The sequence below is a fragment of the Paenibacillus oryzisoli genome, assembly GCF_001653565.1.
Lineage (GTDB): Bacteria > Bacillota > Bacilli > Paenibacillales > NBRC-103111 > Paenibacillus_E > Paenibacillus_E oryzisoli.
Map to the genome: position 1 here is coordinate 1 of NZ_LYPB01000049.1, position 12233 is coordinate 12233.

Below are 12233 nucleotides of genomic sequence, written 5' to 3' on the forward strand. Positions count from 1 at the left end.
ACCAGAATGGAGGGTGTTCTTATCCAGTGGTGTTATTTATCCTGCCAACATTCCAATATTTGGCTAATCAACAGGCCTGTACTTTTTCCATCTAAATGGGATTTCGTGCGAAATTCTATTGAATTAACTACAGAAAATACAGTTATTGCTGACAAGCAGCTGATTGCAAGAAGATGCGGGAGTTGGTTCGGCTAATTTTGACGGAGAATTGAGCTAGTTGGGCATGGTGGACTTGGTGAACTAATTTGTGCTTGGGAGCTTGGTGAGGTGGTGCGCTATCCCCACAGAAAACCAAAAATCCACCCCCTAGAGAGGGGCGGATCCAAGTTAATTGATTTTCCTTCGTGTCAAAATACACGGAACGCCTCTGCCGACAGCCCCGGGCTGTGACATCATGTCTAGATAGCGCATTCCCCTTGCGCATGGTGTTTTGCACACCGAACAAGTGGCAGATTCAACAATTCTCATGGTGTATTGCGCACGAGATGAAATTTCCTTTTTCTTCTTAACAACTTTGCCTTTACCTTTAGGTGGTGCCATGTTCACGCCTCCCCAGCAGCTTCCTCTTCACAGTATATGAAGTCTGGGCAAAGTCGGTTCGTGGCGAACACAAGCAAGTTAGAGAGACTTGTCTCGCGATTAGTTATCTAAGGCAGTCAATAAAATCGGAACGACTTCCTCATATAGTAACGCAAAAGTTTCAATCGGCAGCGGATTTACTCCTAACCCTACCTCGACTGTAAAGCCTGGTCGCCCAAAGTGCTGGATGAACCAATCCTTATACCCCGCGTCACTTCCCGTGAGCTTCACAGCTTCGTACTGACTAGCTAAAGCCATTCTCACTGCAAGTGCTTCAGCTTCAGCTGGTTCATAATCACGGTAATTCCAGTAGATTTCTCTCCCCTGAGTATGTAAAGCAACAACAAGCTCGAAGTCATGACACTCGGTGAATCCAGCCAATGCCGCGGCTTCTGGCTCAGATAACGGTGATTCGCCACCGTAGTCACGCTCACCTGGTCCATCATGATCTCTTCGCAGTTTCTCCTCTTCCCAATGAGCTGGGAATTGATCATTGAGGTCGACGCCCCGTATATTTGCTTTCCAATTAATAAACGATAACGAGCCTTTATTCCATGCCAATAATGCATCACGATGCGGGTGATCTTCTGGCAGTCCATGTATAACAAGTTCAACGCCATCTGGATTAACCATGGGCACAACCCACAAGGCATACTCGGACAAAATACGTCTAACATTCCGCCCCTGCCACGCGGTCCCTCTTGCATAAGCACACGCCAGATCCTCAACAAACTGCACCAGCAAGGGTGCTGTTATCCATTCATTCGCATGCATCGCTGCATTAAAATGGATTTCTTTCGTACCGTGCCCGATACGCAGCGCATAAATGTCCTTTCCCATTACACTCTGACCAATACAAGTGGTCTGCAAAAAAGGATATATTTTGCCTAAACGATTCAACTCACTCACCAATGTCTCATAGTCATAACCCAGCATACAATCACCCCACTGCCTTTACTTCTTTCGTATGGCTATTCTTATGATGAGGTTGCTGGAATCATGCGGCATCTCATTTGCACGTAATGAAATGAAATAAAAATAGACCCCTGAGGGTCTATTTGAACCGATTAAATAATAGTTGGGACCTGCCACACGACAGGCATGAAGGCAATATATTCCTTGAGCCAGTTCTCCGCAATCTGCCGGAAAACAGTTGGCGTACCACTGCAGAAAAACTGATGAATCGGCGTTTCTTGGGATTTCGAATGCATGCCTCTCTGAGACAGGATCGTACTTATATCTCTGGCCGTCTCTTCCGCCGAAGAAATTAATGTCACTTTAGGACCCATGACTTGAGAAATGGATTCCATCAGAAATGGATAATGGGTGCATCCCAAAATTAAACAATCGATCGGCTTATCTTTCAAGGGACTCAGGGATTGCTCCACGATGGAATGTGCACGATCACTACTATAAAGTCCTCTCTCAACGAAAGGAGCTAGTAACGGGCACGCCTCACTATAAACATGTATATCAGGCGAAATCTGCTTCAACGCCGTTTCATAGGCTTGACTGCGTATCGTTCCATCTGTGCCAATGACACCGATCATGCCGCTTTGTGTCGTTTTGATTGCTGCTCTTGCCCCTGGTGCAATCACACCTACAACAGGAATCGAGACACGCGCACGTATGTCTTCTATCGCGACCGCGGTCGCTGTATTACAGGCAATCACAATCATTTTGGGATCAAACTGAAGTAAGTAATCTACGATTTGACGTGTAAAGTGACGAACTTCATTAGCAGGACGGGGTCCATACGGGCTCCTAGCCGTATCACCAAAATAAATGACTTTTTCATGCGGCAGCTGTTTCATGACTTCTTTTACAACAGTTAACCCTCCGACTCCGGAGTCCAGTACGGCTATCGCTTGCCCCACACATATCCGCTTCCTTTGCCGGTTGATGAATTGATATAAACCACATGGTTAGGATATGTGCGGCCAAGCTTAAAGGTACCAAGAGTACGACACAGATTTCGACCTAATCTTCTTTACTTTTTGGGCTGAAGCTCGGTTACAAGTCCGAACTCATAGCCTCTCTTTTTGATTTCTTTACAAATACGATCAAGTGCCTGCATGTTCTCAATGGAACCCTGATGCATTAGAATCACGTTACCCTCATGTAAATTATTCATGATATCGTTGTAGGGATCCTCAGCACCATTCGCTCTAGGCTCCCAATCACGCATGGCCGTAGACCAGAACACAGAGGTATAGCCCAATTCCGATACCAAACTTAAGTTATGGGGATTATAGTGACCATAAGGGAAACGGAAATAGTTGCCGACATCTTTACCGGTAATCTGCTTATACACGACTTCAAAATCCTTAATTTCCTTGCGAATTTGATCATCCGTCAAGTCATTAAAATCTGTGTGCGTCATCGTATGGTTCGCTACATAATGACCGTCTGCCACGATTCTTTTCAAATATTCCGGATTCTTCTTAATGTTGTTTCCTGTGATAAAAAAGTTCGCTTTCACGTTGTTCTCTTTGAGTGATTTCAGCATGAGATCAACTTCTATGAGCGGTCCTCCGGCATCAATAGTTAAATATACTTTCTTCCCTGTACCAACCCAGACCGCTTTCTGGTCGCTGGTAAAGGTTTTGGTTTCATGCGGGAAATCAGGAACTTGCCCTGTTTTTTTCTTCATATAGTACCAGGAATACGGTGTCCGATCCGCAGATATTGGTTTCGTTTTGGCAGGATCGGCTGTAGCTTTAGGCGTTGAACTTGGCTTCGGTGAAGCAGTTGGTGACACACTTGGAACAGCCGTTGGCTGTGGTGTTGGTGTAGGCGTTGGAGATGGTTTAACTGTTTGGGTTGGAGAAGGTGTTGGTGAAAATTTAGGGGAAATCACTGGACTGGCTGTGGCAGAGGCTTCCGTGCCGACAGGGGCCGTTAGGCTTATATCTGCACAACCGACCAACGAAACACTCAGTACGATCAGCAGTGCAGCTTTATGGGTATGTTTAGTCATGATATACACCTCGGTTAGGATGGATTCTTCTTCCATCCTATTCGACAGTGAATGACAAATTACCTGCCTAACGATAGATTTTGGCGTTATTTTGTAGCGCGATAAGTCAAGTATTGTAGAACCGTCAGTAGGATAAACGCTGTTCCAGCCAGCATTGGAATGGTAATAAATCCAAGCCAGTTCAAATAGTCGGTATCACAAGCAATGGGACCACACCCTGTACCCGTTTCTTTGAAAACACCCATTTGTAATAAAACATGATAGATGGAGATACAGGCTCCCCAAATCGTTAAGGGCAATACATAGATGGTTAATTTGTAATCTCTGCGCACGGATGCAATACCGAGAATGACAACCAATGGGTACATAAGAATACGCTGATACCAGCATAGTTTACATGGTGCATAATGCAAGATTTCAGAAAAATATAAGCTTCCAAGTGTCGCAACTAAGGCAACTAGCCATGAAATATGCATGCCGTTGTCTCTCAGCCATTTTTTTAACAATGAAATCGTCCCCTCTCTTCTACCCTATTATAAAAAAATAGAAGAAAGAAGTCACGGGGTTGATTCTCCCGACCTACTAAATTCGCATTTTGCTTGCGAATCATATAAGATGTTCACATTCCACTCAGGTAATTAGTACCAATAAGTGCTACAATCGTTTCAATTTTGAGCCAATTCAATTACAATTAACATATGGAGGGATTCCTATGATGAAGCAATTTGAAGGATTCGGTAAATTTCTGGAGAGCTTGCGAGGGAAGATGTCCTTACGTGAAGCTGCCAATAAGAGCGGTCTGTCCCATGCCTATATTCGTGATTTGGAATTAGAGCGTAACCGTTCGACGAATGAAAAGATTAAACCATCCCCTATCACACTAAAGAAACTGTCGGATGCCTATAAGTTTTCGTATACAGATCTTATGGAGAAAGCTGGTTATCTTGAAACAGGTAACCAAGATAGTCAAGCGGGACCGCCCACTCTCCCCCTTGCTGACATCCTTTTTATAGAAATTGGATCTACCGAAATGACGTATCATACTAGGATCGGCAATCGTACGATTCCGATGCAGTCTCTATTAGATTTCAGCCATTTCCTAGATCAACTAGAAGATCAAGGTTTCAAGAAAATGGATACCGATCTATTCGTCAATTTAACACACGTGAAGAAATATGATGCCCAAGCTGGTAAGCTATATTTCGATCCGCTTGGTGTGAGTCTGAGCGTGACGATTGCTGCCTTGCGTCAAAAGAAATACCATGAACTTATCTTACGCAGCGTCGCCTATCATGCAGGAAACGATCTTGAGTATCAATTTGAGAAGAGTCCGATTACGGACTCTCTACTAGCCTCACTTCAACGACAAAATTAAACATTTTACAAAAAAAGGAGAACATTTTCAGGGAAATCTGAAACTTATTCTCCTTTCTTTTCGTCTTACTAGGTGACAGTGTGGACTCCATTAGCGTTAGAGAGGATAGATGCTTAAGCATGGCTGTTCAACAATCAACTACCCGACAGACTACCTTGCAAGCACGCGTAAAGCACAAACGTTCTGCAGGCATACGCTTTATGTCGTATACACTACTTACGATTACACTCCTAGCCATTTTAGGTTTGTGCTGGTTTTTCCTTACTGCTTCGGGATCGAACCTGCGTTATATGATGGCAGACACGATTATCACCACGCAGCATCGAGATTGGGCCAAATATTTCATAGGCACATCCGAGTTGCAGAAACGTGTAGCCGCATATACGAAGAGCTTTGACGAAATGGGTACGGAGAAAGATCTAGGACTTGTAGAACTCACCCCTCTGCCATCCTACACACCTACAGAAGCTCTAGCTCCAGTCAAAAAAGATTTGGTAACCATCGAGAACATATCGGGCCCTAATTTCAAAGGTAAACTTGTTACGATTTCAGATCCTACCAAGCTTCGCATAGCTGTGCCTGAGAAAGCAGGCAAGGGGGAAAAAGTGTCTTCCATGGTCAAACGTACGGGGGCGATCCTCGGTGTGAATGGCGGGGGATTCATTGATCCGAACTGGGAGGGCAATGGCTTTCAACCAGAAGGCGTTGTCATCTCCGGAGGCAAAATCTTTTATAATGACAAGGGCATGAACGGTACCGTACAGATCGTTGGGATTGATAAGCAAGGCCGAATGATATCAGGCAAATACAAAGTATCTGAGCTGCTTGAAATGGGCGTCCAAGAAGCCGTTTCTTTCAGCCCTCGGTTCATCGTAAATGGTGTAGGCCAAGTCAAAAGCCAAGCGGATGGCTGGGGAATCGCACCACGCACATGCATGGCTCAAACGAAAGACGGAGCGATCCTCTTCGCGATCATTGACGGCAGACAAACGCACAGTATCGGTGCAACGCTCTATGATGTGCAAGAAATTTTCTTAGCGCATGGCGCGATTACCGCGGCGAACTTGGATGGTGGCGCTTCAACCGTATTGGTCCATAATAATGCTATTATTAATAAACCTTCAAGTGAATACGGTGAACGCTATCTCCCCACCGCATGGTTGCTCTTCGATCATCCAGAGACCGCTGATATTAAGAATGTGTGGGAAGGTCTGGATATTAGTAAAATTGATCCTTCCAAATGGTAAACAAAAGAAGCAGAGTACGCCTAGACGGTGCACTCTGCTTCTTTCTTTGGAATTAACGTCCTACGATAACTAAATCTTCTGCGGCTTCCGAGGCCGCGATCTCATCTTGGACCTCGTCTTCCGATTGCGAATCTTTCCATGAGCGAACTGTTTCGACAACACTTGCTGCTGTATCCTTAGCTTTACCTACGAGATCCGTAGTTGTCGTACTTACTGTTTTAGCAGCCGCTTGCGTTTTTTGACTAACTGTCGTAGCCAACTGAACGGTTTTGTCACTAACAACAGTAGCTCCTTCTGCAATATCACTACGTAGTTCACGACCTGATTTCGGTGCGAACAACAGCGCTGCTGCAGCCCCAACTAAACCACCTACGACTGCACCGATGAGAAGATCTTTACCTTTTTTTCCATTGGACATGTGATATCCACTCCTTATTGATCTGATTTCGCACTCCGCTGCGCCTTCCATCTCTGCCATAGCTCATACCCTGTGGTTGCCCATTCCATGATGTCGTAGATACGCTTCTGGTGCGTATGTACGACCTTTTCCGCACCTAGTAAGGAATCGTTCATCATCCGTGAGGCTTTGCTTAGTAGGGAAGCAACTTCCCCGACTGCCTTTCCTGCCTTTTCAACCGATTGCATACTTGGCTCTAAAGCAAGAACTTGCAAATGTACCTCTTCCGTAAGCTGCCCTAATTGCTTCATTAGATTCTCCGCGTGCTCTGTCGTATGGACAACTCCCTGCTTAACTTCAATAACCGTGTCCCCTAACAAGCGAAGCGTTCGCGTAGCTGTAATGAGCATTCGAACGATAAAAACAATGAGCACTAAACAAGCAACTGCCAAGCTGACGATACTAATCTCACTCCATGTCATGTAGGTCACCTCCGATGAGCTGAAAGCTGTGAGAATTGATGCGGCTTCTAGACGAATGCCTATGAATTACTACAGTATAGGTAGGTAGGGCTTGTTTTGACACAAACGGATTGGAAAAATTTCTGGAACCTGTCATAATAAACAACAAATACTTAGGAATTGATTTGGGGGAATCCGGAAATGAACCGAGAACAAGGCATACAAGAAATTGAACATACACGGATCGTGGCAATCGTTCGAGGCGTGAAGGAAGATCACATTCTGTCTGTTGCTGAGGCACTTCACCAAGGTGGAGTCACCGTTATGGAAGTAACGCTAAACACGCCTGGTGCACTCTCTATGATCTCGAACCTACAAAAGCAATGGGGAGATCGCATGTTCATAGGAGCCGGCACTGTACTGGATCTGGAGGACGCCAAACAAGCTGTTGCTGCCGGAGCTGCTTTCCTGGTTACTCCGAATTTGGATGAAGAGGTCATCCGTTGGTCAAAACAAGAGGGGATTCCGATCTTCCCTGGTGCGATGACGCCAACCGAAGTTGTGAAAGCATGGAAAGCCGGGGCTACCGCCGTTAAAATATTCCCAAGCGCAAGCCTAGGCTTGCCTTACATCAAAGAATTGATGGGACCTTTGGATACCATTCCTATGATTGCTGTAGGTGGCGTAACCGAAGATAATATCAAGCAATTCCTGGGCGTTGGCTGCTATGGCTTAGGCATTGGCGGCTCGCTCATCAACCTGAAAGAGATTGAAGCTGGCAATTTCGGCTGGATCACGGATAAGGCGGTTCAATTGCTCGCGGCAGCGCGTGCATAAATAATAACGTTGTCGATACATAAGGAAACGGAGCTCGCGAGGGATCGCGGCTCCGTTCTTTAGTGTCTATGTGAACTATTTAACTCTGATAAGCAGTTGCTGTATTTTTATCGCCAACGAGTACAGACACATCCTTCGTTTGACCATCGCGCGAAATTTTCACCTTCAAAGCATCGCCAACTGCCGCGGCTTGCACCGCTTTGGTCAGTTCCTCCGTATTAGTGATTCCTTTACCATTCACTTCCGTAATGACATCATACTGGCGAATTCCCGCTTTGAAAGCGGGTGAACCTTGCTGCACTTCAGCTACTACCACACCATTGGTACTATTAATCTTCAAATCCTGCAGCATGTCTTCGGTAATATTTTGCAAGGAAACGCCAATGTAAGGAGCTGGATCTTTCGGAATGGCTTCATTGTTTTTCAATTTATCGACGACCGCGCTAATCGTGCTTGCCGGAATCGCAAAGCCCATTCCCTGCGCTTCGGCATTGACAGCCGTATTAATCCCAATGACTTCACCATTTAAATTTAAGAGCGGGCCACCGGAGTTACCCGGGTTAATCGCCGTATCCGTTTGTAACAAATGCTTGTAGTTACGTGTCCCCTGCTCATCATCAATGCTGATTTCACGTTCCTTGGCGCTTAGAACACCTGTTGTCACGGAATAATCAAAGTCATATGGATTACCAATCGCAACAACCCACTCACCTACTTCGGCAGCATTTGAATCGCCAATTTTCAAAGCGGGAAAGGCTTTTTCTCCTTGAATTTTGAGTACTGCCAAATCTAAATCATAACTGTTGCCAAGTAGCGTTGCCTTAAATGGGGTATCATAACCTTGTACATATACATCGATTTCATCTGCTCCGTCTATCACATGCTCGTTCGTTAATATATAACCGCTATCTTCAAAAATGAACCCAGATCCGATCCCATTTTCGATCGTATCTCCGCTTTGCGTTCCTTGCTGCTGTGAATTTCGGCGATTGCCTGATGTGCTTGCTTGTTTTACTCTCGTTTCAATTTTGACAATGGCTGGACTCGAAGCTTTCGTAATTTGAGAAATACTATTGGTTCCTAAATTGTTCAGCGATGCTGTTTGGACACCAGCTCCTGCTGCGTTCACTGCTGAAGCAGCGGAGCTACTTGACTGCACTGTCTGCGAATCATAACCAAATAGGTTCAATTTGTCCGATGTAAACATCAACCCGCCAACGACAACTGCCCCTGCCATGAAAGCTGCAAATATTGGCTTTACTCTAGAATTGCTAGTCTTTACAATTTTTATGTCATTCAAGTTCACTTTATTGTTCGTATCTTCATTCATACGATTACCGCCTCTCGATTGCTGTCATTTGGTTATCTTGCTGATAGACCAAGTATAGAACGATAACCTGAAGTGATACTTAAATTGGGCTGATAGCTGTATGAATATAAGCTGAAAGTATGCTGAAGGGTATGGCAAGGGGCGGAGCGCTGGCGCGGTTAGCGGCGTGTAAGTCGATTTTTCGACTTACGGCGGCTCCAACTGCCTTCAGGTCCGTAAAAAAAACCTGATCTTGGGACACGTTAGTCCACAGATCAGGTTTCCTTTTTAATATATTAGTTAATGAATCCTGCTTTACTTAGGAAACGTTTCAACATAGTAGCGGCTTCTGCACGAGTTGCTTGGTTGCTTGAACCGATCGTTGTATCCGTCAACCCATTGATAATGCCCGCATCGATCGCAGTAGCAATTTCTTTCTGTGCCCACACGATACGGTTAGAATCGCTGAATTTGCTTAATAACGCGAGTTGTTGTGAATCAGAAAGATTTGATTTCAATCCTGCATAATTCATCGTTCGTACAATCATAGCGGCAAGCTCTTCACGAGTGATCTGAGCATTTGGTTTAAATGAACCATCTTCATAACCATCAATAATGCCCGCTTTCGCTGCCGTTGCTACTGTTGTAGCGTACCAATCGGACGCATCTACATCGTTAAATGTGGCTGTTGTCGTATTCAGAGATAAGCCTAAGGAACGAACAGCCAAAGCTGCAAATTCTGCGCGGGTAATAGAAAGGTCAGGAGCGAATGTTGAATCTGTCATCCCATCAATCACGAGCTTGTTGGCCAGGAGGCTTACATCAGCTCTAGACCAATGGAATGCCGTGTCTGTAAAGTTTTTGTTCATCTCGACAACCGTGTAGATACTATTGCCGTTACGCTTCAGTGTTGCAACTGTTTTGCCATCTTTAACTTCGAAGATTGCTGGAACAAAACTTAGCTTCTTCGTAGTCTCATTGTAGAGAACACCTGTAACCATCTTCGTATCTACCGTATCGGAGATGTTAATAGAACGTGAAACATACGTTTTGCCAAAATCAATCGAAGTCGTTTTGTCTCCAGGTCCTAGTGCAACAACATTAAAGTCAACTGCATCAGTAATTGCTTTAGCACCGATCGAAGTGGCTGCTGAAGTCACCGCGGCTGCAGAGTCGCCGGTAAGCTTCGTAATACTGACTTTGATCTTCAGATCCTTCATAGGGATTCCTAGTGCTTGGGCTAGCGCATTTAGATCTAAGATCGAAAGAGGAAGCATATAAGTGCCATTGTCTGATCGAACAGTAAGGGTCGAGCCCGCTTTACCTACAGCGTCAACTAAAGCAGAAGCTGGAATAAGGGCAATGTCGCCGGATAATGTGAGTTCTATGTTGGTATACGAAGCTAACGCATTTCTCAAACTATCTTCGTTAACTTCACCTGTCATAGGAACAGAAATACTAGTCCCCGCTACTGGTGGATACCAACCTCCTCCGCCATACCCTCCACTACAGTAACTCGTACATCCTGGTACATCGGGGTTGGCATCCGTCGCATATACGCGGCTTGAAACTGTAGAACTATATTGGCCTGATAAATATACGGCATCATATACATTAGCTGTTATCCCTGTGTTAAATGTAAAATTGTAATATGTAACGCCATTTACAGTCTCTGAATTGGTGTATCCCGACATGTAGGCTTTCTTCAATAAATGAAGATCAGGAGCATACACATTCAGATACACAGCCCCAGATACATTGTCATAAACGTCGCTATAAACGGTTGCTGTTACATTTCCAGTTGTTTTGTCGTATGTGTACGACTTGATGCCTAGCGATGCTCCGAATGCAATGACAGGTACGAGAATAGAAACAATCATGAAGAGAGCCAAAGCATGAGAAATTTTCCCAATCATTGATTTCACTCTGAAAGCACTCCTTTTTCTCTCTATTTGACTAGAACTATTTTTCTTCAAATTCAATAGTTTCACCTCCTCTGCTATCTAGGTAATATAGACTTCGATAGATTAGGAGTGATTTCAGTCCGTAACTTGGAAATTTGTCCCAAAATTATTCTCCCTATGTATGTATAAACAGATCCTGAAGCCGTGAAACGGATAAAGTGAAAATAATAATGTGAGGTTAGGATGTGTTACCGAGATAGTCGAAGAATTCGACTATCTCAGGGGCTACAGGGGCGAATTTGCTGGCGGTAGTCGAAGAATTCGGCATTCGGCATTCGGCACCGCTCCGTGTGTCTCCATGAGCTCAAAGATCAACGCCTAACCCCAAAACGGCAAAAAAGAAGTTAAGCCAGACATAGTCTGCTTAACTTCTTCCCTTCCAAACTATTTATTTTGACGTATGATATACACACATTTGTTAGCACCTTTGGCAAGACACTCTGTCCGTTCTACTTGGGCATCAAGCAAATTACGGAACAACGATAATTCACATTGACATGCCTGCTGAAAGGTATTGGCTACCTTCGCAATCGGACAATTGTGTTCATTGAAGATATAAGCATCGTCGCCTTGCCGGTACCAATCAACCATGTAGCCATTCTCATTCTGAATGTGTGCTAGTTCAGCCACGCGATCCTCTAAGCTTGCGGCTTGCATCCTTGATTGATAACGAGCTTCGAGCTTCCCCTGTCTGCCTTCAAAGAGCCGTTCAATTTTATCTTGACCTTCGTCTTCCAATAACTCATCTAATAAATCCAAGGTTAACTGCGAGTATTTCTTGGGAAATAATTCGTCCGCTTGTGGCGCTAACGTATACACACTTGTTGGACGCCCCATGGCTTGTCTGACAAGCTTAGCCTCAAGCAGATCATCCTTCTCCATCGAATGAATATGTCGCCTTACTGCCATCTCTGTAATTCCGAGTTGTTTGGCCATATCTTGAACACTCAACGGCCCTTGCGTTTTGAGCATAGAAAGAATCACTTTACGCGTTGATGTTTCTAGTGTTGGATTCATGCTCTCACCTGTCCTCGGAACTCGTTTAAGTCTCATTTTACAGCATCACAGGCAATAAGTAAATTAT

Annotated in this window: 14 protein-coding genes; 4 read left to right on the plus strand and 10 right to left on the minus strand. The window is 44.7% G+C overall.

All coding sequences use genetic code 11. From position 1 onward, the window contains the following. The coding region (locus A8708_RS36035; protein ID WP_204787473.1) for a hypothetical protein at positions 1-195 on the plus strand (195 nt) is incomplete at its 5' end. 132 nt (positions 196-327) lie between these two features. Here A8708_RS36035 and A8708_RS06020 read toward each other — a convergent pair. From A8708_RS06020 to A8708_RS06040, 5 genes are all read right to left on the minus strand, one after another. Then, positions 328-540 carry a hypothetical protein gene (locus tag A8708_RS06020; protein WP_068662609.1) on the minus strand — a complete coding sequence of 71 codons (213 nt, stop codon included), beginning with the start codon at positions 538-540 and terminating at the stop codon, positions 328-330. Positions 541-639: 99 nt separating this feature from the next. Continuing rightward, positions 640-1515, minus strand: a complete 876-nt coding sequence (locus A8708_RS06025; RefSeq protein ID WP_068662610.1) for a M14 family metallopeptidase — start codon at positions 1513-1515, stop codon at positions 640-642. 131 nt (positions 1516-1646) lie between these two features. Beyond that, on the minus strand, positions 1647-2456 hold the full coding sequence (racE, locus tag A8708_RS06030; RefSeq protein ID WP_068662611.1) for a glutamate racemase: 810 nt from the start codon (positions 2454-2456) through the stop codon (positions 1647-1649). A gap of 113 nt (positions 2457-2569) precedes the next feature. Beyond that, on the minus strand, positions 2570-3559 hold the full coding sequence (locus A8708_RS06035) for a polysaccharide deacetylase family protein (RefSeq protein WP_068662612.1): 990 nt from the start codon (positions 3557-3559) through the stop codon (positions 2570-2572). Between the two features lie 86 nt (positions 3560-3645). Continuing rightward, a complete protein-coding gene (locus A8708_RS06040) occupies positions 3646-4035 on the minus strand; it encodes a disulfide oxidoreductase (protein WP_068662998.1) in 390 nt (129 codons plus the stop codon). 236 nt (positions 4036-4271) lie between these two features. On the opposite strand from A8708_RS06040, the gene A8708_RS06045 reads away from it, so the two are divergent. Both A8708_RS06045 and A8708_RS06050 read left to right on the plus strand, forming a co-directional pair. Next, positions 4272-4934, plus strand: coding sequence for a helix-turn-helix domain-containing protein (locus A8708_RS06045; RefSeq protein ID WP_068662613.1), 663 nt, complete (start codon positions 4272-4274; stop codon positions 4932-4934). 119 nt (positions 4935-5053) lie between these two features. Then, positions 5054-6181, plus strand: a complete 1128-nt coding sequence (locus A8708_RS06050; RefSeq protein ID WP_068662614.1) for a phosphodiester glycosidase family protein — start codon at positions 5054-5056, stop codon at positions 6179-6181. A gap of 52 nt (positions 6182-6233) precedes the next feature. On the opposite strand, the gene A8708_RS06055 is transcribed toward A8708_RS06050, so the two are convergent. Then, the gene (locus A8708_RS06055) at positions 6234-6599 is read right to left on the minus strand and encodes a YtxH domain-containing protein (RefSeq protein ID WP_068662615.1); all 366 of its coding nucleotides are present in this window, start codon (positions 6597-6599) and stop codon (positions 6234-6236) included. Between the two features lie 14 nt (positions 6600-6613). Then, positions 6614-7060, minus strand: coding sequence for a DUF948 domain-containing protein (locus tag A8708_RS06060; RefSeq protein ID WP_068662616.1), 447 nt, complete (start codon positions 7058-7060; stop codon positions 6614-6616). Between the two features lie 180 nt (positions 7061-7240). Between A8708_RS06060 and A8708_RS06065 the strand changes: the two genes are divergently transcribed. Further along, positions 7241-7876, plus strand: coding sequence for a bifunctional 4-hydroxy-2-oxoglutarate aldolase/2-dehydro-3-deoxy-phosphogluconate aldolase (locus tag A8708_RS06065; RefSeq protein ID WP_068662617.1), 636 nt, complete (start codon positions 7241-7243; stop codon positions 7874-7876). A 79-nt stretch (positions 7877-7955) separates the two neighbouring features. On the opposite strand, the gene A8708_RS06070 is transcribed toward A8708_RS06065, so the two are convergent. The 3 genes from A8708_RS06070 to A8708_RS06080 form a co-directional block, all read right to left on the minus strand. Further along, positions 7956-9206, minus strand: coding sequence for a S1C family serine protease (locus A8708_RS06070; protein ID WP_068662618.1), 1251 nt, complete (start codon positions 9204-9206; stop codon positions 7956-7958). Between the two features lie 275 nt (positions 9207-9481). After that, positions 9482-11101: an S-layer homology domain-containing protein gene (locus A8708_RS06075; RefSeq protein ID WP_068662999.1), complete on the minus strand. Its 1620-nt coding sequence runs from the start codon at positions 11099-11101 to the stop codon at positions 9482-9484. Between the two features lie 432 nt (positions 11102-11533). Further along, positions 11534-12166, minus strand: coding sequence for a helix-turn-helix transcriptional regulator (locus tag A8708_RS06080; protein ID WP_068662619.1), 633 nt, complete (start codon positions 12164-12166; stop codon positions 11534-11536). Positions 12167-12233 lie beyond the last annotated feature (67 nt).